Here is a 21,975-nt window from a genome sequence, read left to right on the forward strand (position 1 = left end):
TCACTTTGGCGGCTTTTGTTTTACAGTAAGTGAATGGTTTTTTACGCTTGCAGGAGGTTTTGTGGACAGTGTGGATCTGAATGTCCTGCGCAGCGTGCTGGAATGGCGTCGCGCCGGGCAGCGAGTGGTGTTATACAGCGTGGTCCAGACCTGGGGCAGCGCGCCGCGCCCGCCGGGCGCCATGCTGGCGCTGCGCGGCGATGGCGTGGTGATCGGCTCGGTGTCTGGCGGCTGCATCGAGGATGACTTGATTGCACGCCTGAAGGATGGCCGACTGCCTGAAGACGGGCCGCCGGTGCAGTTGGTGACCTACGGCGTCACCCGCGACGAGGCGGCGCGTTTTGGCCTGCCATGTGGTGGCACCTTGCGCCTGACTGAAGAGCGCGTGGACGCGTGGGAATGGGTGTCGGAACTGCTGGCGCGTTGTGAAGATCATCAGATCGTCGCACGTGAGCTGGACTTGACCACCGGCAACGTCACCTTGAGCAGCGCGAGCAAGACCGATGGGGTGACCTTCGACGGCGAACGCCTGCGGGCTATCTATGGCCCGCGCTGGCGTTTGCTGTTGATCGGCGCCGGGCAGTTGTCGCGTTATGTAGCGGAAATGGCGCGGTTGCTGGATTTCGAAGTGCTGATCTGCGACCCGCGCGACGAGTTCGTCTACGGCTGGGAAGAACAGCACGGCCGCTTCGTACCGGGCATGCCCGATGAAGCGGTGCTGAATATCCAGACCGATGAGCGCACGGCCATCGTCTGCCTCACCCATGATCCGCGCCTGGATGATATGGCACTGCTTACGGCACTGAATTCCTCGGCGTTCTACATCGGCGCCCTGGGTTCGCGGGTCAATACTCAGAAACGCCGGGAAAACCTCGCGGCGCTGGGGTTGTCGGCGCAAGCGATTGCGCGCCTGCACGGGCCGATCGGGTTGCACATCGGCAGCCATACGCCGGCGGAAATCGCGCTGTCGTTAATGGCGGAAATTGTTGCGATCAAGAACGGTGTGGCGCCCATGCAGAAAAAGCCGCTGCCGGTGGTAGCTGAGTGACGCTGACGGCGATTGTGCTCGCGGCGGGGCAGGGCAGTCGCTTTCGTGCCGAGGCGGGGGCTGACCAGGATAAGCTGTTGGCTGATTGCGTCGGCCTGGATGGCGTGACTCGGCCAGTGATTGAGCAGGTGCTGGTGAATTTACCGAAGCGCGTTGTAAAGCGCTGGCTGGTGACCTCGCCGGAGCGAACGCAGGTGATCCGTTTGGCTGAGGCGTATGGCTGCGACGTCCTGCTGCTACGCTCGGCGGGGATGGGCGACAGTCTTGCCGCGGCGGTGGTGGCCAGCGGTCCGGCGGACGGCTGGCTGGTGCTGCTGGGGGACATGCCGTTTATTCAGTCATCGAGCATTGAGCAAGTAATCGATGGGTTGGAGGAGGGTGGCATCAGCGTGCCGCTGCAGGATGGGCAGTATGGGCATCCTGTGGCGTTTGACCGGGCATCTGGGCCGGGGTTGATGGCATTGACCGGTGACCGTGGGGCCAAACCGTTGTTTGCGCAGGCGGCGGTGAGGGAAGTGCAGCTGAATGACCCCGGCGTGTTATGGGATGTCGATTTGCCGCAGTCCCTGAATTTCACCCCGGTCTAAGTGTGGGAGCTGGCTTGCCTGCGATAGCGGTCTGTCAGCCAAAACACCTGTGACTGATACACCGCTATCGCAGGCAAGCCAGCTCCCACCTTTGCTTGCATTTCAAATCGATGAATCAGTGTTTTCGTCGCCATTAAAAAGCCCCGCCTGATCACTCAGGCGGGGCTTTTTAGTCGCTGCTGGAATCAGACGAGGGGTTTAGGCTCGTGCTCTGCTTCCCGTGCAGCAGCGGCGGCTGCTTCCGCTTCCTTGCGACGACGACGCACTTCACGTGGGTCGTTCGGTGCTCGGCCGTTTTCGGTCAGCGCGCTGGCCGGTGCGGCTTCAACCACTGGAGCGGCAACTTCGGCAATCACCGGCGCTTCAACGACTGGCGCAGGTTCAACGACCGGAGCGGGCTCAACCACTGGGGCAGGCTCGGCAACCACGACTTCAGCAACCGGTGCTGGCGCTTCTTCTACCACGGGGGCAGGGGCTGGCGCTTCAACCGAAGCGGCAGGCTCGGCAGTCCATTGGAAGGCGGTCTGTTCCTCACGAACTTCGCGTACTTCCGGCGCTGCTTCGACAACCGGTGCTTCAACAAACGCTTCGACCACTGGCTGAGGTTCAACCACAGGTGCGGGCTCAACAGCGGCCACTTCAACTTCTGGCTGAGCTTCAGGCGCCTGCGCCACTTCCACTTCCGGTACAACCGGCGCTTCGATTGGGGTGGTCGCTTCGACAACTGGTGCCTCTACGACTGGCGCTTCAGCAGCAGGCGCTTCAACAACCGGCGCTTCAACCACTGGGGTCTCGGCAACAGGTGCTTCCACAGCGGCGGTTTCTTCGATGGCGGCGGTGGCGCGTTCAGCCTGCTCGTGGGCCTGGGCTTCAGCAGGTGCGCTGATAACCGAGCTGGCAACGGCAGCCGTAACGGCCAGGCCGGCAGCCAGTTCTTCGCCAGTTGGCTCGCTGGTAGCGGCTTCTGCGTTTTCGCCGGCTTCTTCCGAGCCTTCGATCACGTTGCCGTTGGCGTCACGTTGACGCTCACGACGGTTGCTGCGACGACGCTGGCCGCGGGAGCGGCGGCGTGGACGATCGCCTTCGGCGCCTTCCTGACCGTCTTCCTGCAGTTGCTCTTCGCTGGTCAGCACTTCCTCTTCTTCGCTGGCGGCAGCCGCTTGCTCGGCGCGTGGTTGACGCTCTTCACGCGGAGCGCGCGGTTGGCGTTCTTCACGTGGCGCACGCTCTTCGCGCGGTTGGCGAGCCGGGCGTTCTTCTGCAACGACAGCGGCACCGGCAACGGCTGGCGCAGCGTCCAGTGGCTCGCGCAATTCACGCACACGCTCTTCACGCTCGCCACGAGGCTTGCGATCTTCACGCGGGGCACGTGGGGCACGTGGCGCGCGCTCTTCACGCGGTGCGCGTTCTACCACTGGGGTTTCTTCACGGGCTTCGCGAGGTGCGCGCTCTTCACGTGGGGCGCGTTCTTCACGCGGCGCACGTTCTTCGCGCGGCTTGCGCTCTTCGTCACGGCGACCGTTGCGGTTACGGCTTTGTTGGCGACCGTTGCGACGCTCTTCGTTGCGTGCAGGACGCTCGGAAGCCGGTTTTTCAACCACAACCGGAGCGGCTGGCTCTTCTTTGGTGGCGAACAGGCTGACCAGCGATTTCACCAGGCCTTTGAACAGGCTTGGCTCAGGCATAACGGCCGGAGCGGCAACAGGCGCTGCTGCTTCAACGGGTACCGGTGCGTTGGCACGGGCAGGGGCCGTCTTGACCGCAGCTTCCTGGCGAACCAGGGTACGGGTCGCAGCGGCTGGCTGGACTTCTTCCACTTCGGCAGCGGCAGCGGCGATTTCATAGCTGGACTGGCCGCTGTGGGCTTCCGGGCTGTCATCACGCAGGCGCTGCACTTCGAAGTGCGGCGTTTCGAGGTGATCGTTCGGCAGGATGACGATACGGGCACGGGTGCGCAGTTCGATCTTGGTGATCGAGTTGCGTTTTTCGTTGAGCAGGAAAGCTGCAACCGGAATCGGCACTTGTGCGCGGACTTCGGCGGTGCGGTCTTTCAGGGCTTCTTCTTCGATCAGGCGCAGGATCGCCAGGGACAGCGATTCAACGTCACGGATGATACCGGTGCCGTTGCAACGCGGGCAGACGATGCCGCTGCTTTCGCCCAGGGATGGACGCAGGCGCTGACGAGACATTTCCAGCAGGCCGAAGCGCGAGATGCGGCCGACTTGCACGCGGGCACGGTCAGCTTCCAGGCATTCGCGGACTTTCTCTTCCACGGCGCGCTGGTTCTTGGCTGGGGTCATGTCGATGAAGTCGATCACGATCAGGCCGCCGATATCACGCAGGCGCAGTTGGCGGGCGATTTCTTCTGCCGCTTCCAGGTTGGTCTGCAGCGCGGTTTCTTCGATGTCGCTGCCTTTGGTCGCACGCGCCGAGTTGATGTCGATGGACACCAGGGCTTCGGTCGGGTCGATCACAATGGAGCCGCCGGAAGGCAGTTCGACCACGCGCTGGAAGGCGGTCTCGATCTGGCTTTCGATCTGGAAACGGTTGAACAGCGGAACGCTGTCTTCGTAGAGCTTGATCTTGCTGGCGTACTGCGGCATCACCTGGCGGATGAAGGTCAGGGCTTCGTCCTGGGCTTCAACGCTGTCGATCAGCACTTCGCCGATGTCCTGGCGCAGGTAATCACGGATGGCGCGGATGATCACGTTGCTTTCCTGATAGATCAGGAACGGCGCGGAACGATCCAGGGACGCTTCTTTGATGGCGGTCCACAATTGCAGCAGGTAGTCGAGGTCCCACTGCATTTCTTCGCTGCTGCGGCCCAGGCCGGCAGTGCGAACGATCAGGCCCATGTCGGCGGGTGCGATCAGGCCGTTCAGCGCTTCACGCAGTTCGTTGCGCTCTTCGCCTTCGATGCGACGGGAAATGCCGCCGGCACGTGGGTTGTTCGGCATCAGCACCAGGTAACGACCGGCCAGGCTGATGAAGGTGGTCAGGGCGGCGCCCTTGTTGCCACGTTCTTCTTTTTCGACCTGGACGATGACTTCCTGGCCTTCGCTCAGGACGTCCTTGATGTTCACGCGGCCTTCAGGGGCTTTCTTGAAGTATTCGCGGGAGATTTCTTTGAGGGGCAGGAAGCCGTGGCGCTCGGAGCCGAAATCGACAAAGGCAGCCTCAAGGCTTGGTTCGATGCGAGTAATCCGGCCTTTATAGATGTTGGCCTTCTTTTGCTCGCGTGCACCGGATTCGATGTCCAGGTCGTAGAGGCGTTGGCCATCTACCAGTGCAACACGCAACTCTTCGGGTTGAGTTGCGTTAATCAGCATTCTTTTCATGTTGTACCGTCGGTTTCCGGGCTGCCGGAAACGGCGTTCGGCACACACGACTTCTCACGGTCGGTGTCAGGTGCGTCAAGAGTGGTTGGCCACTCCAGTGTCCAGCAATAACAGGCCAATTGGGCCGTATCGCGACGGACGCGTCCTGCTTGTTAGCGGTGGTGACAAAGGCACCACTTCAACAAAAGCTAAGGTCAGGAGGAGGAATCAACCGACGACTGTGGACGAGATGAAGCGTCTAAATATAAGCCTAGTGCTACACGGTCCGACGGTTGTGCATCTCCACCCTACACGTATCCCTGATAATTCGGGTGCTGCCGCGCGCAGAATCCGCAGCGGGTTGGCATTTACCGTGTTCTCCAATGGGGAGTCCACGCTCATGGCTAAACAAGACTGAATGTGGGCGACTGCGCTCTCACTCAGCTCTTAACAGGCGTTGTTTCCGAAGCATTCACCATGGTCTGGCTCAGAACTGACTGCACTTTGTGAACTGGCCGTAAATATCGGCGCAAAACGCGAGTATTCACTCTGCTTTCTGCACTCGCTTCAGGCCTCATGTCACCTGCGCTCGTTACAATCTTGAGCCTTCCAAGGTGGCGAACACCCCGTAGGACGGCCTCGCGTCCTGATGAATTGCGATGGTCAGGGCCGGCAGTTTGCCGCTAGTCCTCTGTCCAGGCCGCTTTTGGCGGCGTTCGCGACTATAGCAGCAATGATTAAGTGCTTCAATTCCATAAAAATTGTTATCATCGCCGCCATGACGAATACCGCCCCCCAGACCCCCAGCGTCCAGCTGCTTGAGGTCTCGCCGGAATATGCCGGCCAACGCATCGACAATTTTCTCCTGGCCAGGCTCAAAGGCGTGCCCAAGACCTTGATTTACCGCATCTTGCGTAAAGGTGAAGTGCGGGTGAACAAGGGTCGGATCAAGCCCGAGTACAAGTTGCAGGCGGGCGATATCGTCCGTGTGCCGCCGGTTCGCGTGCCCGAGCGTGATGAGCCCGTGCCATTGGCGCAGGGTCTGTTGCAGCGCCTCGAGGCGTCGATTGTCTTTGAAGACAACAAGCTGATCGTGATCAACAAGCCCTGCGGCATTGCGGTTCACGGCGGCAGCGGCCTGACGTTTGGCGTGATCGAAGCCTTTCGTCAGTTGCGTCCGGACGCCAAGGAGTTGGAGCTGGTCCATCGCCTGGACCGAGACACCTCCGGCCTGCTGATGATCGCCAAGAAACGCAGCATGTTGCGCCACCTGCACACCGCGCTGCGTGGCGATGGCGTGGACAAACGCTACATGGCGCTGGTGCGCGGCAACTGGGCCAGTTCCATCAAGAGCGTTCGTGCGCCGTTGCAGAAGAGCAACCTGCGTTCCGGCGAGCGCATGGTGGAAGTCGACGAGGAGGGCAAAGAAGCCCTGACGTTGTTCAAGGTACTGCGCCGTTTCGGCGACTTTGCCACTATGGTCGAGGCCAAACCGGTGACCGGTCGCACCCACCAGATTCGTGTGCACACGCTGCATGCTGGCCACTGCATTGCGGGTGACACCAAATACGGCGACGAGGACTTCTCCAAGGAAATCCGCGACCTGGGCGGCAAGCGCCTGTTCCTGCACGCCTACATGCTCACAGTGCCGCTGCCGGATGGTGGCGAATTGAAGCTGCAAGCGCCGGTCGATGAGATGTGGGCCAAGACCGTGGAGCGTTTGAGTGTCGCACCGTGATTACAAACTGCTGATATTTGATTGGGACGGCACCCTGGCCAATTCCATTGGCCGGATCGTTGAATCGATGCACATGGCGTCAACGCGCTCGGGCTTCGAGCTGCGCAGCGACTTTGCGGTCAAGGGCATTATCGGCTTGGGCTTGCCTGAGGCGATCCGCACCTTGTACCCCGAGATCAGCGAGGTCGAGCTGGTCGCGTTTCGCGAGCACTACGCCGATCACTACACTGCGCTGGAGGCTGAGCCTTCGCCGCTGTTTGATGGCGTGGCGCAGTCTCTGCAGGCCTTTCGCGCCGAGGGTTACCACTTGGCGGTCGCCACCGGCAAGTCGCGCCGCGGGCTGGATCGAGTGCTCAAGGCCCACGGTTGGGATGATTATTTCGACATCACCCGTGCTGCCGATGAAACCGCCAGTAAACCTCATCCTCTGATGCTGGAGCAGATCCTGGCGCATTGCGGCGTGTCGCCACGTCAGGCTTTGATGGTGGGGGATGCCTCCTTCGATCTGATGATGGCGCGCAATGCCGGCATGGACAGCGTGGCGGTCAGCTACGGCGCCCAGGCTGCCGAGGTCTTGCAGCACTATGAGCCGCGACTGACGATTGATCATTTTTCCGAATTGCAGGCCTGGCTAAACCGGGCCCGATAAGTCTTTGCTGGGGTTAATGGCATGAGTGACGAATGGAAAGCGCCCGAAAAGGCTGAAAACGGTGATGACAAGAGCTGGAAGCTGCTGGAGAAAACCCTTCTGGCCAGCGTTCAGGAGCAACGTCGTGCGCGGCGCTGGGGGATTTTCTTCAAGCTGCTGACCTTTGTCTGGCTTATTGCCATGCTGGCATTGTTCAGCCCACTGATGGACATGGAAAAAAGCGCGACCCGTGGCGCCAGCTACACCGCCCTGATCGAAGTGCGCGGAGTCATTGCCGACAAGGAGCCGGCCAGCGCCGACAATATCGTCAGCAGCCTGCGTGCTGCGTTCGAAGACCCCAAGGTCAAAGGCGTGATCCTGCGCATCAACAGCCCCGGCGGCAGTCCGGTGCAGTCGGGTTATGTGTATGACGAAATTCGCCGTCTGCGTGGCCTGCACCCGGATATCAAGCTGTACGCAGTGATTTCCGACCTGGGCGCTTCGGGTGCCTATTACATCGCCAGTGCCGCCGACCAGATCTACGCCGACAAGGCCAGCCTGGTGGGTTCCATTGGTGTGACAGCGGCCGGTTATGGCTTTGTCGGCACCATGGAGAAGCTGGGTGTGGAGCGCCGCACCTACACCTCGGGCGAGCACAAGTCGTTCCTCGACCCGTTCCAGCCACAAAAAGCTGATGAAACCGCGTTCTGGCAGGGCGTGCTCGACACCACCCATCGCCAGTTCATTGCCAGCGTGAAGCAGGGGCGCGGCGACCGTCTGAAGGACAAGGATCACCCGGAGTTGTTCTCCGGGTTGGTGTGGTCGGGCGAGCAGGCGTTGCCGCTGGGTTTGATCGACGGCCTGGGCAGCGCCAGTCTGGTTGCGCGGGATGTGATTGGCGAGAAGGAGCTGGTGGATTTTACGGTTGAGGAATCGCCGTTTGATCGGTTCTCCAAGAAGCTGGGCGCCAGCGTGGCGGAGAAGCTGGCGTTGTACATGGGCTTCCAGGGCCCGACCCTGCGCTGATCCAAGAGATGTATAGATTCAAATGTGGGAGCGGGCTTGCCCGCGATAGCGGTTGGCCAGTCGACATTTATAGTGGCTGGACCACCGCTATCGCAGGCAAGCCAGCTCCCACAGTAGTTTGGTGGTGGAATTAAGGGATTTGCACGCCTTCAGCCAATAGCATGTCCACCAGGCGGATCAGTGGTAGGCCAACCAGGCTGGTTGCGTCCGGCCCTTCAGTACTCTGAAACAGGCTCACGCCCAGCCCCTCAGCCTTGAAGCTGCCTGCGCAGTCATACGGCTGCTCAATCCGCAGATAGCGCTCAACACGCTCAACGTCCAGCTCACGCATGTGCACGGTAAAAGGTACGCAGTCGACTTGGCAGTGCCCTGTCTCGCTGTTCAGCAGCGCCAGGCCGGTGAGAAAGCTGACGCGCTTGCCGCTGGCGGCTAATAATTGCTCGCGCGCGTTTTCAAAGGTGTGAGGCTTGCCGATGATCCGGCCTTCCAGCGCGGCAACCTGATCAGAGCCGATAATCAAATGCCCTGGATGGCTGGCCGCTAGCGCGCGGGCCTTCTCTTCGGCCAGGCGCTTGACCAGCTCAATGGCGGACTCATTTGCGCGATGGCTTTCATCGATATCCGGCGAGCTGCAGATGAACGGCAAGTGCAGGCGGCTCAGCAATTCCCGGCGATAAACCGAGCTGGATGCGAGTAATAAAGGCAGCATGGGCGACTCCTCAAAGGCAGTGGCAGATTCTAGCGCGTGACCGGCTGACGCACAGGGCTGAATTTCCTTTGACATGGCCCGGTGCATCCCTATAATGCTGCGCCTATGTTGAATGACCCGATTCCACCTCACGTTGACCCGCGCAAACTGGCTGATCGTGGCACTTCCCTTCAAGGTGAGTTGCTGTTGGCCAATTTGGAGAGACTCTGCGACCCGCTTTCCGACACTGTCGGTACGGTGCAGGCTAAATTCGTTTTTGAACGAGATGAACGTAAATCTGTGGTAATTCACAGCGTTATCGACACCGAAGTCAAAATGGTTTGCCAGCGTTGTCTTGAGCTGGTCACCCTGCCGATCCACAGCGAATGCAGTTATGCTGTGGTGAAAGAGGGTGCGAATACCCAGTCGTTGCCGAAAGGTTATGACGTGCTGGAACTGGGCGAAGATCCATTGGATCTGCATGCACTGATCGAGGAGGAGCTTCTGCTCGCCTTGCCCATTGTGCCTGCTCATCATCCGGAAGAATGCCAGCAGCCGGCGGACCTCGGCGACGAGTCCGAACCGAGCGAGGACGAGGTAACGCGGTCCAACCCGTTCAGTGTATTGGCGCAGTTAAAGCGTGACCCAAACGTTTAGGAGTTAATCAATTATGGCTGTTCAGCAGAACAAAAAATCCCGCTCTGCCCGTGACATGCGTCGTTCGCACGATGCCCTGACGGCGAGCACTCTGTCTGTAGAAAAAACCACCGGTGAAATTCACCTGCGTCACCACGTATCGCCAGAAGGCGTATACCGTGGTCGTAAAGTGATCGACAAGGGCGCTGACGAGTAATCACTTGTCTGCTCTAGTCATCGCGATAGACGCAATGGGCGGGGACTTCGGTCCCCGCAGCATTGTTCAGGCCTGCATTGCCAGCCTGTCTGCCACACCCTCGCTGCACCTGACCCTCGTTGGTCAACCCTCCCTTCTTGAAGAACTGATTGCCAGCCATCCGGCGGTGGATCGCGCGCGCCTGACGATTGCGCCGGCCAGCGAAACCATTGGTATGGATGAAAAACCGGCGGCAGCCCTGCGTGGCAAGCCCGATTCTTCGATGCGGGTGGCCCTGGAGCTGCTGCGTGATGGCAAGGTGCAAGCCTGTGTCAGTGCCGGCAACACGGGGGCCTTGATGGCGTTGTCGCGGCATGTGCTCAAGACATTGCCGGGCATTGATCGCCCGGCGATGGTGGCGGCGATTCCGACGCAGAAAGGTTACTGCCAGTTGCTGGACCTGGGTGCGAATGTCGATTGCAGTGCCGAGCACCTGTTGCAGTTTGCCGTGATGGGCTCGGTGGCCGCCGAAGCGCTGGGCGTGGCCCGGCCGCGGGTGGCGTTGCTGAATATCGGCACCGAAGACATCAAGGGCAACCAGCAGGTCAAGCTCGCCGCCACCTTGCTGCAAAGCGCGCGCGGCTTGAACTACATCGGATTCGTCGAGGGTGATGGTTTGTACCGTGGCGAGGCGGACGTGGTGGTGTGCGACGGGTTCGTCGGCAATATCCTGCTCAAGTCCAGCGAAGGCCTGGCGACCATGATCGCCACGCGTATCGAGGCGTTATTCAAGCAGAACCTGGCGTCGCGCCTGGTCGGCGCCCTGGCGCTGCCGTTGATGCGCCGCTTGCAGGCTGACCTGGCCCCGGCGCGGCATAACGGCGCAAGTTTTCTGGGGTTGCAGGGCATTGTGGTAAAAAGCCATGGCTCGGCTGGCGTCGAGGGCTTTCAAAGTGCTATTGCGCGGGCCGTGATCGAGATCCAGGAGAACCTGCCGCAACGCTTGCACGGCCGTCTTGAGGATCTGTTGCCTTAGGCGAATCGGCCCGGGAATGCTTAAATGTGACCGGCCAGTTCAATTGACCATCCAATCTGTCAGTTTCGTGCGCTCCCACCGTAGGCGTGCGCATTTTTGACGACCAGATCATTAGGGGCTTGTTACATGTCTACATCCCTCGCATTCGTCTTTCCAGGGCAGGGTTCGCAGTCCCTCGGCATGTTGGCCGAACTGGGCGCGCAATACCCGTTGATCCTGGACACCTTTAAGGAAGCTTCCGACGCCCTGGGTTACGACCTGTGGGCACTGACCCAGCAGGGGCCGGAAGAGCAACTCAATCAAACCGATAAAACCCAGCCGGCCATCCTGACCGCTTCGATCGCCCTGTGGCGCTTGTGGCTGGCGGAAGGCGGCGCGCGTCCAGCATTCGTCGCCGGTCACAGCCTTGGCGAATACAGCGCCTTGGTGGCGGCGGGCAGCTTGACCCTGGCTGAAGCGGTCAAGCTGGTCGAGCGTCGTGGGCAGCTGATGCAAGAAGCCGTTCCGGCAGGGCAGGGCGGCATGGCCGCTATCCTGGGCCTGGACGACGCCGTGGTGATCGAAGCCTGCGCCGAAGCGGCCCAGGGCGACGTGGTCAGCGCCGTTAACTTCAACTCCCCTGGCCAAGTGGTCATCGCGGGTGCCAAGGCTGCCGTTGAGCGCGCAATCGAAATCTGCAAGGCCCGTGGCGCCAAGCGTGCCTTGCCGTTGCCGGTCAGCGTACCGTCCCATTGCGAATTGATGCGCCCGGCGGCCGAGCGTTTTGCCGAGTCCATCGCTGCCATCAACTGGCAGGCACCGCAGATCCCGCTGGTACAGAACGTCAGCGCCGCCGTGGCGGCCGACCTCGACACCCTCAAGCGCGACCTGCTCGAGCAGCTCTACAAGCCCGTGCGCTGGGTTGAATCGGTCCAGACCCTGGCGGCCAATGGCGCCACCGAGCTGGTCGAGTGCGGCCCGGGCAAAGTCCTCGCCGGCCTGAACAAGCGCTGCGCCGACGGCGTCTCGACGGCCAACCTCAATACACCTGACGCCTTTGCTGCCGCTCGCGCAGCCCTGGTCTGACCCTCAATTTCCGAACTTAGGAGAAGCCTGCATGAGTCTGCAAGGTAAAGTTGCACTGGTTACCGGCGCAAGCCGTGGCATTGGCCAGGCTATCGCCCTGGAGCTGGGCCGTCAGGGCGCCATTGTGATCGGCACTGCCACGTCCGCCTCGGGCGCCGAGCGTATCGCCGCGACCCTGAAGGAAAACGGCGTGCAAGGCACCGGCCTTGAGCTGAACGTGACCAGCGATGAGTCCGTGGCTGCCGTACTGGCCGCGATCACCGCACAGTTTGGCGCGCCGGCAATTCTGGTGAACAACGCAGGCATCACCCGCGACAACCTGATGATGCGCATGAAAGACGACGAGTGGTACGACGTGGTCGATACCAACTTGAACAGTCTGTTTCGCCTGTCCAAGGGCGTTTTGCGTGGCATGACCAAGGCGCGTTGGGGCCGAATTATCAATATTGGCTCCGTAGTGGGTGCCATGGGCAACGCAGGCCAAGTAAACTACGCGTCCGCCAAGGCCGGTCTGGAAGGTTTCAGCCGTGCATTGGCACGTGAAGTCGGCTCGCGGTCGATTACGGTCAACTCGGTGGCTCCAGGGTTCATCGACACCGATATGACCCGCGAGTTGCCGGAAGCACAGCGTGAAGCCTTGCTGACGCAGATTCCGCTGGGCCGTCTGGGCCAGGCTCAAGAGATCGCGAATGTGGTCACTTTCCTGGCATCCGACGGTGCGGCATACGTGACTGGGGCTACAATCCCGGTGAACGGCGGGATGTACATGAGTTAAATTGTGACGGATCGCTTCAAAAAAATGTCATACGAGCTGTCTAAAATCCGTTATAAAGCTGCAACTTAATTTATAGGCGGGTGGCCGACCGGGTACTGGGTGAAGCTTTCAGTTGAAAAGCTGAAATGGCTTTCTATACACTTACCCACTGGCCAGCTGCCTGAATTTGTCCATTAGGAGTTAAACAAGGTATGAGCACCATCGAAGAGCGCGTCAAGAAAATCGTCGCCGAGCAACTGGGCGTTAAGGAAGAAGAAGTGGTCAACACTGCTTCCTTCGTAGAAGACCTGGGTGCCGATTCCCTTGACACCGTTGAGCTGGTGATGGCTCTGGAAGAGGAATTCGAGACCGAAATCCCGGACGAAGAAGCTGAAAAAATCACTACTGTTCAAGCTGCTATCGACTACGTTACTAGCCACCAGGCGTAATAGTTTGTAGTCGTCGCTTGCTTTCAGGGAAAAACCGCACTGCTGTAACGGCGTGCGGTTTTTTCTTTAGCCCTGACGAAATGTGAGCGCTGAAGCAAAAGTGTCGTCATTAGAAAAAGGAGAGTGCTGTGTCGCGTAGACGCGTCGTAGTCACCGGTATGGGTATGTTGTCGCCACTGGGCACGGATGTGCCGAGCAGTTGGCAGGGCATTCTGGCTGGCCACAGTGGTATTGGTCTGATCGAACACACGGACCTTTCTGCCTATTCCACCCGTTTTGGCGGCTCGGTCAAGGGCTTCAATGTCGAGGAATATCTCTCGGTCAAAGAATCTCGCAAACTCGACCTGTTCATTCAATACGGCCTGGCAGCCGGTTTTCAGGCAGTGCGGAACGCCGGCCTGGAAGTCACCGACGCCAACCGTGACCGCATCGGCGTGGCCATGGGTTCGGGTATTGGTGGTTTGACCAATATCGAAGAAACCAGCCGCACGTTGCACGATTCCGGGCCCCGTCGAATTTCACCGTTCTTCGTGCCGGGCTCGATCATCAACATGATTTCCGGTTTCCTGTCCATCCACTTGGGCGCACAGGGGCCTAACTACGCCATCGCTACGGCGTGCACCACCGGCACGCACTGCATCGGCATGGCGGCGCGCAACATCGCCTATGACGAAGCCGACGTGATGATCGCTGGCGGCGCCGAGATGGCGGCCTGTGGCCTTGGCATGGGCGGCTTCGGTGCGTCCCGTGCACTGTCGACCCGCAACGACGAGCCCACCCGCGCCAGTCGCCCGTGGGACAAAGGCCGTGATGGTTTCGTCCTGTCCGACGGCGCCGGTGCCCTGGTGCTGGAAGAGTTGGAACACGCCAAGGCGCGTGGCGCGACCATCTATGCCGAGCTGATCGGCTTTGGCATGAGCGGCGACGCTTACCACATGACCTCGCCACCCTCCGACGGTGCCGGCGCTGCGCGTTGCATCACAAACGCCCTTCGCGATGCGAAGGTCAACCCGGACCAGGTGCAGTACATCAATGCCCATGGCACGTCGACGCCGACTGGCGATTTGGCGGAAGCTGAAGCCATCAAGTCGGTGTTCGGCGAGCATGCCTACAAGCTGGCGGTCAGCTCCACCAAGTCCATGACCGGCCACTTGTTGGGCGCGGCGGGTGCGGTTGAAGCGATCTTCAGCGTGATGGCCATCAAGGATCAGGTCGCTCCCCCGACCATCAACCTTGATGAGCCGGACGAAGGCTGCGACCTGAACTTCGTGCCTCACGAAGCGCAGCCGATGCCGATCGACGTGGTGATCTCCAACTCGTTCGGTTTTGGTGGCACTAACGGGTCCCTGGTGTTCCGCCGGTTCGCCGAGTGATGCACAGCTGGGTCGACGGTCAGCCAGCGGATAACGTGCCCCTGAAAGATCGCGGCCTGGCGTATGGCGACGGGCTGTTCGAAACCATCGCCGTCAGGGCCGGGCAGCCGGTGCTGCTCGACCGTCACCTGCAACGCCTCGATGAGGGTTGCAGGCGCCTCGCTTTGGTTGCAGATCAGCCTTTGATCCGCAACGAAGTGCTGGCCTATGCCGCCGCCCTTGGCGACGCTGTCCTCAAGTTGATCCTTACCCGTGGCGACAGTCTGCGTGGCTATGGCATCAACCCTGGCGCGCCAGTGCGCCGTATCTTGCAGGGCAACCCGCCCGCTACTTATCCCCTCGCCCATGGAACCGACGGCATCCGCCTGTTTCCGTGTGCCACCCGGTTGGCCGAGCAGCCACTGCTGGCCGGCCTCAAACACCTGAATCGCCTTGAGCAGGTGATCGCCCGTGCCGAATGGCAGGATGCCGAGCACGCTGAAGGTTTGATGCTGGACATGTCTGGGCGTGTCATCGAAGGCGTATTCAGTAACCTGTTCATTGTGTGCAATGGCTTGTTACTAACCGCTGATCTGACGCGTTGCGGCGTTGCCGGCGTGATGCGCGCCGAGATTCTGGCCCAGGCTCAAGCACTGGGCACCCCGGTGGCCGTGGCCGACATCAGCCTTGCGCAGTTGCAGCAGGCTGACGAAGTCTTTGTGTGCAACAGCGTTTATGGCATTTGGCCGGTGCGCGGGTACGCTGCGATGAGCTGGTCGGTTGGGCCGCTCACCCGTAAACTGCAGGGCATTGTTCGCGCGCTATTGGAAATTTGAGTTGATACGAAAACTGGTTGTACTGCTGCTGATCGGTCTGTTCTCGGCGGCTTTGCTGTTGGGCTATTCCGCCTGGAAGTTCGATTCTGCCTTGAAGCAGCCCTTGAACTTGACCCAGGAACAATTGCTCGATGTACCGGCAGGGGCGACCCCGACCGGCACTTTCAATCGCCTGGAAGCCGATGGCGTGCTCGACGGCGCTTTCTGGTTGCGCCTGTATTGGCGCTTCAACCTCGACGGCCAGCCACTGCACAGCGGCGAATACCGCATGACGCCCGGCATGACGGCGCAGGGCTTGATCGGCCTCTGGCAGCGTGGCGAAGTGGTGCAATACAGCCTGACCCTGGTCGAAGGCTGGAACTTCCGCCAGGTGCGCTCGGCCTTGGCCAAGCACGAAAAGATCGTGCAGAGCCTTTCGGGCCTCACTGACAGCGAAGTCATGGATAAACTCGGCCACCCTGGCGTGTTCCCCGAAGGGCGGTTCTTCCCCGATACCTACCGCTTCGTGCGTGGCATGACCGACGTCGAATTCCTGAAAAAAGCCTACAACCGCCTGGACGATGTACTCGCTCAGGAGTGGAGCAAGCGCGCCGCCGATGCGCCATACACTGACCCTTATCAAGCGCTGATCATGGCTTCCCTGGTGGAGAAAGAGACCGGCGTACCTGAGGAGCGTGGGCAGATCGCCGGGGTATTTGTGCGTCGCTTGAAGATCGGCATGCTGTTGCAGACCGACCCGACGGTGATCTACGGCCTGGGCGAGCGCTACAACGGCAAGTTGACCCGCGCTCATCTCAAGGAAGCCACCCCTTACAACACCTACATGATTGCCGGTCTGCCGCCGACGCCTATCGCCATGGTCGGCCGCGAGGCGATCCATGCCGCGCTGAACCCGGTGCCGGGCAGCAGCTTGTATTTCGTCGCACGGGGCGATGGCAGCCATATTTTCTCCGATGACCTGGATGCGCATAATGCCGCCGTGCGTGAGTTCCAACTCAAACGCCGCGCCGATTACCGCTCCAGTCCGGCACCGGTGGTGAAGCCTGCGCAAGACGCAACGCCACCGGCGGAAGTGCCAGCTGATAAACCGGCCGAGCCTGCGCCGGACGCCGCTGCGCCGCAAAGCCCGCAATAATTTTGACTAAGGACTGCCTGTGACTGGCTTGTTTATTACCCTGGAAGGCCCCGAAGGCGCCGGCAAAAGCACCAACCGCGATTACCTGGCCGATTGCTTGCGCGCTCAAGGCATCGAGGTGGTGTTGACCCGCGAGCCCGGCGGCACGCCGCTGGCCGAGCGCATCCGTGAGGTGCTGTTGGCGCCGGGTGAAGAGCAGATGAACCCGGACACCGAGCTGCTGTTGGTGTTCGCCGCTCGTGCCCAGCACTTGGCCGGGGTGATTCGCCCGGCCCTGGCGCGCGGTGCCGTAGTGATCTGCGACCGGTTTACCGATTCCACCTATGCCTACCAGGGTGGCGGTCGGGGCTTGTGCCTGGAGCGCATCGCCACTCTGGAAACCTTCGTCCAAGGCGAGCTGCGCCCTGACCTGACCCTGGTGTTCGACCTGCCGGTGGAAGTGGGCTTGGCCCGCGCCAGTGCCCGTGGTCGCCTGGACCGTTTTGAGCTGGAAGGCCAGGCCTTCTTCGACGCGGTCCGTACTGCGTTCCTCAAACGTGCTGCGGCCGAGCCTACGCGTTATTACCTGCTGGACGCGGCCCAACCGCTGGCCCAGGTGCAGCAAGCCATCGACGCGCTGTTGCCAACACTGCTGGAGCGCGCCCGTGGCTGAAGCCTATCCGTGGCAGGCCAGCCTGTGGCAACAATTGGCCGGCCGTGCTCACCACGCCCATGCCTACCTGTTGCATGGGCCGGTAGGTATCGGTAAGCGAGACTTGGCCGAGCGACTCATGGCCAGCCTGCTGTGCCAGCGCCCGGTCAACCTGGAAGCTTGCGGTGAGTGCAAATCCTGCCTGTTGCTCAAGGCCGGCAGCCATCCGGACAACTACATACTGGAGCCCGAGGAAGCCGACAAGGCGATCAAGGTCGACCAGGTTCGTGACCTCGTCAGCTTCGTGGTGCAAACCGCGCAGATGGGCGGGCGCAAGGTGGTGTTGATCGAACCGGTAGAGGCGATGAACATCAACGCCGCCAACGCCTTGCTCAAGAGCCTGGAAGAGCCGTCTGGCGATACCGTGTTGTTGCTGGTCAGCCACCAGTCGAGCCGTTTGCTGCCGACCATCCGCAGCCGCTGCGTGCAGCAGGCGTGCCCGCTGCCGAGCGAGGCCCTGAGTCTTGAGTGGCTGGCGCAGGCGTTGCCGCAGTGCAGTCAGGAAGAACGGGGCGAGTTGCTGACACTGGCAGCGGGCTCGCCATTGGCCGCGGTGAAGCTGCAAGCCCAAGGCGTGCGTGAGCAACGTGCACTGGTGGTGGAGGGCGTAAAGAAACTGATCAAGCAGGAAGTGTCCGCCACCCAGTTGGCTGAAACCGCCTGGAAGGACGTTCCCCTGCTATTGCTGTTCGATTGGTTCTGCGATTGGTCGAGCCTGATCTTGCGCTACCAGCTGACCCAGGATGAAAACGGCCTGGGCCTGCCGGACATGCGCAAAGTGGTGCAGTACCTGGCGCAAAAAAGTGCTCAGGACAAAGTGCTGACGATCCAGGACTGGATCCTCGCCCAGCGTCAGAAGGTGCTCGGCAAAGCCAACCTCAACCGTGTGCTGTTGCTTGAAGCGCTGCTGGTGCAGTGGGTCGGTTTGCTTGGCCGGCGTTAATTTCCCTGGCTGACGGGTATCGTTGGTCAAACACTTTCAGTGACTTAATTCTTATGCTCGTAGATTCCCATTGCCACCTTGATCGCCTTGACCTTGCCCAGCACGGCGGCTCTCTTGACGCCGCGCTCGAAGCGGCACGCCAGCGCGGAGTAGGGCACTTCCTGTGCATCGGCGTCAGCGCTGAAAATGCTGCCGACGTCAAAGCCCTGGCTGATCGGTATGCCGATGTGGATTGTTCGGTGGGGATCCATCCGCTGGACCTCAAGCCCGGCGAAGCCCCGGCCCTCGACTGGCTGCTGGGCGAGCTCAATCACCCGCGCGTTGTGGCCATCGGTGAAACCGGCCTGGATTATCACTACGAGCCCGAAGCCGCCGAGTTGCAGCAAGCCTCCTTCCGTTTGCACCTGCAGGCTGCCCAACAGACCGGTAAACCAGTGATCGTCCACACCCGTGGCGCCCGTGCCGACACCCTGGCCCTGCTGCGCGAAGCCGCGCTGCCCCAGGCTGGCGTGTTGCACTGTTTTACCGAAGACTGGGACATGGCCAAGGCGGCCCTGGACCTCGGGTTCTACATTTCCCTGTCGGGCATCGTTACCTTCCGCAATGCTGACGCCCTGCGCGACGTCGCGCGCCAAGTCCCGGCCGATCGCCTGCTGGTGGAAACCGACTCGCCTTACCTGGCGCCCATCCCACATCGCGGCAAGCCAAACCTGCCGGAGTATGTGCGCGATGTGGCGGATTACCTGGCGATGCTGCGCGGCGAATCCTACGAGCGCTTTGCCGAACAGACCACCGAGAACTTCAAGCGCCTGTTCCCGCTGGCTCACGTGGCCGGCTCACTACAGCATTGTGTAGATAACTAAATCGCAGGCAAAAAAAACCCGGGTTCTGGGGGGGTGAATCCGGGCTAAGACCATTAGGAGTAAAACAAGGGCACGCGGTCCGTTGGTACCCAGGTCGACGCGTCACTTGGGGGAGATGTCACGCCGACAGTTCAAGTATTGATCAGTATCCGATTCAGTCCAGTCGCGACTGGTCGTTTTTTAAACAGATTTGGAATACGTGCGCTTCGCTTGAGTTCTCATCAAGCAGGTGTACAGGGGCAGTTGTTGCGTATTATTTCTGACTGAAATCAATGCAAACGTTGGTGCGCTGAAAGTAAAGTGCATTACGGGTTCACATAGACATTGCCCAACGACCGTTCAGTCGGGATAATCCCTCGCACTGGGTAAATCGTATCGCCACGTATCCGTGGCCCTGCGCAACCCTCCCTATTTCGACCTCTGCAGACCTCTTTCTCATGCACAAAGAACCCCGTAAGGTCCGTGAGTTTCGCCGCCGTGAGCAGGAAATTCTCGACACCGCATTGAAGTTGTTCCTCGAACAGGGTGAAGACAGCGTCACCGTCGAGATGATTGCGGATGCCGTGGGTATCGGCAAAGGCACGATCTACAAGCACTTCAAGTCCAAGGCCGAGATTTACCTGCGCCTGATGCTCGACTACGAGCGTGATTTGAACGAGCTGTTGCACTCGGCCGATGTGGACAAGGACAAGGAAGCCCTGTCCCGCGCCTACTTCGAGTTCCGCATGCGCGATCCGCAGCGCTACCGCCTGTTCGACCGTCTGGAAGAGAAGGTGGTCAAGGGCCATCAAGTGCCGGAAATGGTCGAGGAGTTGCACAAGATCCGCGCCTCGAACTTCGAGCGCCTGACGCTGCTGATCAAGGGTCGCATCAGCGAAGGCAAGCTGGAAGACGTGCCGCCGTATTTCCACTATTGCGCCGCCTGGGCCTTGGTACACGGTGCTGTCGCGCTGTATCACTCGCCGTTCTGGAGCAATGTGCTGGAAGATCAGGAAGGTTTTTTCCAGTTCCTGATGGATATCGGCGTGCGCATGGGCAACAAGCGCAAGCACAGCGCCGAGCAGCCACCGGCTGAAACGCCCGCCACGTAATGATTTGCTGCCACGCGCAGTACCCCAGGAATATACTCAGGCATGGACTCTTGCTAAAAGCTGATTTATCAGTCAGCTTTTAGCGCGCCCGAATCATCCTCTGCCGGAGTGATCCATGATCGTTGATCGTCAAGGCAGGCGTTTTCGCAATTTGCGGATCAGCCTGACCTCAGCCTGCAATTACGCGTGTACCTACTGCGTGCCTAACGGCAAGCGGCTGGTGGCTGCCCAGGACGAACTCTCGGCCGAGGCGATGGCGCGCGGCGTGGCTTATCTTATTGAGGCGGCCGGCATCGACCGCCTGCGCATTACCGGCGGAGAGCCGCTGGTCAGCCCCAAGCTGGAAGCCTTCATGGGCGCAGTGGGGCAGATGGGCCTCAGTGACATCAGTTTGACGACCAACGGCCAACTGCTGGCGCGCAAACTGCCGTTGCTGGTGGAGGCCGGGATCAAGCGCATCAATGTCTCCCTCGACACCCTGGATGCGGACGCCTTCCGCAGCATCGCCCGTGGCGGTGACTTGGCCACCGTGCTCGATGGCATGGACCAGGCCCGCGCTGCCGGGATCAAGATCAAGGTCAACATGGTGCCGTTGCGCGGCCAGAACCTCGACCAAGTGATGCCGCTGCTCGATTACTGCCTGGAGCGCGGCTACGAGTTGCGCTTTATCGAGCTGATGCGCATGGGCCACCTGGCCAAGGACTCCAACGCGTTCCTGCAGCAATTTGTCAGCTTGCAGCAACTGCTGAGCCTGATCGGCGAACGGTATGAATACCTGCAAGCCAATGCCCCCGTGGACGCCACCGCCGTACGCTACGAAGTACCGGGCAAGGGTTTCTTTGGCGTGATTGCCAACGAGAGTGTGCCGTTCTGCCGTACCTGTTCACGGCTGCGGTTGTCGTCCACGGGCTGGTTGCATGGCTGCCTGTCGTCGAGCAACCGTCACTATGTCGGCGACCTGCTGGACAAGCCGCGCCATCAAGCGCTGCCTGCGCTGCAAGGCCTGTTGATGAAGGCGTTGGGGGATAAGCAGGAAGTGGCGTTCTCCGGCGGTGCCACCATCATGAAGATTATTGGCGGCTGATCAATTTCAATCCGGCATACCGCCACTGTGGGAGCTGGCTTGCCTGCGATAGGGGAATGTCAGTCACCCAATCAGGTCACTGACAGACCGCCATCGCAGGCAAGCCAGCTCCCACATTTGCTATGTGTTGTCGTCAAGCTGGCGCAGAATCTGCATCTCACGCCCATTCGCCGGTTTTCCGTCACCGGCTTCTGGAGGATTAGGATGCGTAGTCTGGTTTTGTTGCTGGCGTCGTTGACGCTGAGTGGTTGCATGACCGTCAGCGATATGGCCGAAGGCACCCGCTATCAGATGAGCGATGCCGGCTTGCTCGACCACAGTGACACCCGTCGCACGGCCTCGATTCGCGTGCAGCCGGACTCCTTTATCTTTATCGCCCAGGGTGCCTTCGTGCCGCCAGGCAGTGCCTACCCGCGTCCTAACGTGGTGGCAGAGGAAGCCTTCAACGGCTTCGTCGAATACTTCCCCATGGTCCGCCGCGCCCGCCAACCGGAAGGTTTGGAGCAGGCAATGTCCGAAGCCCGTGCAGCCGGCGCTCACTACCTGTTGTACTGCCGATTTGCGGCAGCGGATGACCGTATCGGCAATGCCGACGAGTGGGCTGATCAGCAAGCCCTTGATCGTGTTGGCCTGGACAACGGTGTCATCCAGATCATGTTGATCGAGACCAGCACCCAGTATTTGATTGATACTGCACGTATTCGCAGTCGTGGCGGTTTACTGACGTTCCACGACAATAAGCCAGAAGACTTGATTGCTCGCCCCCTGGCGCAGTACGCCCGCGGCCTGTTGGGGATGAGTGATCAATAAGC

The 21,975-nt window shown here is 60.5% G+C and carries 22 protein-coding genes; 20 read left to right on the forward strand and 2 right to left on the reverse strand.

What is annotated here, in order from left to right:
• Positions 1–61 precede the first annotated feature (61 nt).
• Positions 62–1,048: an XdhC family protein gene (locus JBO08_RS14980; RefSeq protein ID WP_065946019.1), complete on the forward strand. Its 987-nt coding sequence runs from the start codon at positions 62–64 to the stop codon at positions 1,046–1,048.
• On the forward strand, positions 1,045–1,635 hold the full coding sequence (locus JBO08_RS14985; protein ID WP_220074845.1) for an NTP transferase domain-containing protein: 591 nt from the start codon (positions 1,045–1,047) through the stop codon (positions 1,633–1,635). Before JBO08_RS14980 ends, JBO08_RS14985 begins: the two co-directional genes overlap by 4 nt.
• A gap of 185 nt (positions 1,636–1,820) precedes the next feature.
• Here the strand turns inward: JBO08_RS14985 and rne are convergent, their stop codons facing one another.
• Positions 1,821–4,964: a ribonuclease E gene (rne, locus tag JBO08_RS14990; protein WP_218187116.1), complete on the reverse strand. Its 3,144-nt coding sequence runs from the start codon at positions 4,962–4,964 to the stop codon at positions 1,821–1,823.
• Positions 4,965–5,730: 766 nt separating this feature from the next.
• Between rne and rluC the strand changes: the two genes are divergently transcribed.
• Genes rluC through JBO08_RS15005 form a run of 3 tightly spaced genes read left to right on the forward strand, consistent with a single transcriptional unit; the run spans position 5,731 to position 8,344 of the window.
• Positions 5,731–6,690, forward strand: a complete 960-nt coding sequence (gene rluC / locus JBO08_RS14995; RefSeq protein ID WP_065890058.1) for a 23S rRNA pseudouridine(955/2504/2580) synthase RluC — start codon at positions 5,731–5,733, stop codon at positions 6,688–6,690.
• Positions 6,677–7,339 (forward strand): HAD-IA family hydrolase, encoded by a 663-nt coding sequence (locus JBO08_RS15000; RefSeq protein WP_220074844.1) that lies wholly within the window; start codon positions 6,677–6,679, stop codon positions 7,337–7,339. Before rluC ends, JBO08_RS15000 begins: the two co-directional genes overlap by 14 nt.
• Before the next feature lie 21 nt (positions 7,340–7,360).
• A complete protein-coding gene (locus tag JBO08_RS15005) occupies positions 7,361–8,344 on the forward strand; it encodes a S49 family peptidase (RefSeq protein ID WP_065946017.1) in 984 nt (327 codons plus the stop codon).
• Between the two features lie 130 nt (positions 8,345–8,474).
• On the opposite strand, the gene JBO08_RS15010 is transcribed toward JBO08_RS15005, so the two are convergent.
• A complete protein-coding gene (locus JBO08_RS15010) occupies positions 8,475–9,053 on the reverse strand; it encodes a nucleoside triphosphate pyrophosphatase (protein ID WP_065873970.1) in 579 nt (192 codons plus the stop codon).
• A gap of 105 nt (positions 9,054–9,158) precedes the next feature.
• Here JBO08_RS15010 and JBO08_RS15015 point away from each other — a divergent pair, with 105 nt between their 5' ends.
• The 15 genes from JBO08_RS15015 (at position 9,159) to JBO08_RS15085 (ending at position 21,973) form a co-directional block, all read left to right on the forward strand.
• Positions 9,159–9,689 carry a YceD family protein gene (locus JBO08_RS15015; RefSeq protein WP_049711923.1) on the forward strand — a complete coding sequence of 177 codons (531 nt, stop codon included), beginning with the start codon at positions 9,159–9,161 and terminating at the stop codon, positions 9,687–9,689.
• A 13-nt stretch (positions 9,690–9,702) separates the two neighbouring features.
• Positions 9,703–9,885, forward strand: coding sequence for a 50S ribosomal protein L32 (gene rpmF / locus JBO08_RS15020; protein ID WP_008152339.1), 183 nt, complete (start codon positions 9,703–9,705; stop codon positions 9,883–9,885).
• A 4-nt stretch (positions 9,886–9,889) separates the two neighbouring features.
• Positions 9,890–10,900, forward strand: a complete 1,011-nt coding sequence (plsX, locus tag JBO08_RS15025; RefSeq protein ID WP_220074843.1) for a phosphate acyltransferase PlsX — start codon at positions 9,890–9,892, stop codon at positions 10,898–10,900.
• 126 nt (positions 10,901–11,026) lie between these two features.
• Entirely contained in the window at positions 11,027–11,965 is a 939-nt protein-coding gene (fabD, locus tag JBO08_RS15030; RefSeq protein ID WP_065873968.1) for an ACP S-malonyltransferase, read from the forward strand.
• A gap of 31 nt (positions 11,966–11,996) precedes the next feature.
• Positions 11,997–12,740 (forward strand): 3-oxoacyl-ACP reductase FabG, encoded by a 744-nt coding sequence (gene fabG, locus JBO08_RS15035; RefSeq protein WP_065889847.1) that lies wholly within the window; start codon positions 11,997–11,999, stop codon positions 12,738–12,740.
• A 191-nt stretch (positions 12,741–12,931) separates the two neighbouring features.
• Complete coding sequence (gene acpP, locus JBO08_RS15040; protein ID WP_003175607.1) at positions 12,932–13,168, forward strand: acyl carrier protein; 237 nt, start codon at positions 12,932–12,934, stop codon at positions 13,166–13,168.
• 128 nt (positions 13,169–13,296) lie between these two features.
• Complete coding sequence (gene fabF / locus JBO08_RS15045; protein ID WP_034108354.1) at positions 13,297–14,541, forward strand: beta-ketoacyl-ACP synthase II; 1,245 nt, start codon at positions 13,297–13,299, stop codon at positions 14,539–14,541.
• Complete coding sequence (pabC, locus tag JBO08_RS15050) at positions 14,541–15,356, forward strand: aminodeoxychorismate lyase (protein WP_220074842.1); 816 nt, start codon at positions 14,541–14,543, stop codon at positions 15,354–15,356. Before fabF ends, pabC begins: the two co-directional genes overlap by 1 nt.
• A 1-nt stretch (position 15,357) precedes the next feature.
• Positions 15,358–16,491, forward strand: a complete 1,134-nt coding sequence (gene mltG / locus JBO08_RS15055; RefSeq protein ID WP_220074841.1) for an endolytic transglycosylase MltG — start codon at positions 15,358–15,360, stop codon at positions 16,489–16,491.
• 19 nt (positions 16,492–16,510) lie between these two features.
• Positions 16,511–17,143 carry a dTMP kinase gene (tmk, locus tag JBO08_RS15060; RefSeq protein ID WP_220074840.1) on the forward strand — a complete coding sequence of 211 codons (633 nt, stop codon included), beginning with the start codon at positions 16,511–16,513 and terminating at the stop codon, positions 17,141–17,143.
• Positions 17,136–18,125, forward strand: coding sequence for a DNA polymerase III subunit delta' (locus JBO08_RS15065; protein ID WP_220074839.1), 990 nt, complete (start codon positions 17,136–17,138; stop codon positions 18,123–18,125). Before tmk ends, JBO08_RS15065 begins: the two co-directional genes overlap by 8 nt.
• 53 nt (positions 18,126–18,178) lie before the next feature.
• Positions 18,179–18,988 (forward strand): TatD family hydrolase, encoded by an 810-nt coding sequence (locus JBO08_RS15070; RefSeq protein ID WP_065881320.1) that lies wholly within the window; start codon positions 18,179–18,181, stop codon positions 18,986–18,988.
• A gap of 437 nt (positions 18,989–19,425) precedes the next feature.
• Positions 19,426–20,079, forward strand: a complete 654-nt coding sequence (locus tag JBO08_RS15075) for a TetR/AcrR family transcriptional regulator (protein ID WP_010208394.1) — start codon at positions 19,426–19,428, stop codon at positions 20,077–20,079.
• Positions 20,080–20,194: 115 nt separating this feature from the next.
• Positions 20,195–21,163 (forward strand): GTP 3',8-cyclase MoaA, encoded by a 969-nt coding sequence (locus JBO08_RS15080; protein WP_220074838.1) that lies wholly within the window; start codon positions 20,195–20,197, stop codon positions 21,161–21,163.
• Positions 21,164–21,367: 204 nt separating this feature from the next.
• Positions 21,368–21,973, forward strand: coding sequence for a DUF4823 domain-containing protein (locus JBO08_RS15085; RefSeq protein ID WP_065873961.1), 606 nt, complete (start codon positions 21,368–21,370; stop codon positions 21,971–21,973).
• Positions 21,974–21,975: the final 2 nt, after the last annotated feature.

It is taken from the genome of Pseudomonas sp. LAP_36 (assembly GCF_019456785.1).
Lineage (GTDB): Bacteria > Pseudomonadota > Gammaproteobacteria > Pseudomonadales > Pseudomonadaceae > Aquipseudomonas > Aquipseudomonas tritici.

Bases quoted from the DNA above. Each gene is read 5' to 3' on its own strand.
- rne (WP_218187116.1), bottom strand. From the start codon at position 4,964: ATGCTGATTAACGCAACTCAACCCGAAGAGTTGCGTGTTGCACTGGTA.
- rluC (WP_065890058.1), top strand. From the start codon at position 5,731: ATGACGAATACCGCCCCCCAGACCCCCAGCGTCCAGCTGCTTGAGGTC.
- JBO08_RS15005 (WP_065946017.1), top strand. From the start codon at position 7,361: ATGAGTGACGAATGGAAAGCGCCCGAAAAGGCTGAAAACGGTGATGAC.
- JBO08_RS15010 (WP_065873970.1), bottom strand. From the start codon at position 9,053: ATGCTGCCTTTATTACTCGCATCCAGCTCGGTTTATCGCCGGGAATTG.
- JBO08_RS15015 (WP_049711923.1), top strand. From the start codon at position 9,159: ATGTTGAATGACCCGATTCCACCTCACGTTGACCCGCGCAAACTGGCT.
- rpmF (WP_008152339.1), top strand. From the start codon at position 9,703: ATGGCTGTTCAGCAGAACAAAAAATCCCGCTCTGCCCGTGACATGCGT.
- fabD (WP_065873968.1), top strand. From the start codon at position 11,027: ATGTCTACATCCCTCGCATTCGTCTTTCCAGGGCAGGGTTCGCAGTCC.
- fabG (WP_065889847.1), top strand. From the start codon at position 11,997: ATGAGTCTGCAAGGTAAAGTTGCACTGGTTACCGGCGCAAGCCGTGGC.
- acpP (WP_003175607.1), top strand. From the start codon at position 12,932: ATGAGCACCATCGAAGAGCGCGTCAAGAAAATCGTCGCCGAGCAACTG.
- pabC (WP_220074842.1), top strand. From the start codon at position 14,541: ATGCACAGCTGGGTCGACGGTCAGCCAGCGGATAACGTGCCCCTGAAA.
- JBO08_RS15070 (WP_065881320.1), top strand. From the start codon at position 18,179: ATGCTCGTAGATTCCCATTGCCACCTTGATCGCCTTGACCTTGCCCAG.
- JBO08_RS15075 (WP_010208394.1), top strand. From the start codon at position 19,426: ATGCACAAAGAACCCCGTAAGGTCCGTGAGTTTCGCCGCCGTGAGCAG.
- JBO08_RS15080 (WP_220074838.1), top strand. From the start codon at position 20,195: ATGATCGTTGATCGTCAAGGCAGGCGTTTTCGCAATTTGCGGATCAGC.
- JBO08_RS15085 (WP_065873961.1), top strand. From the start codon at position 21,368: ATGCGTAGTCTGGTTTTGTTGCTGGCGTCGTTGACGCTGAGTGGTTGC.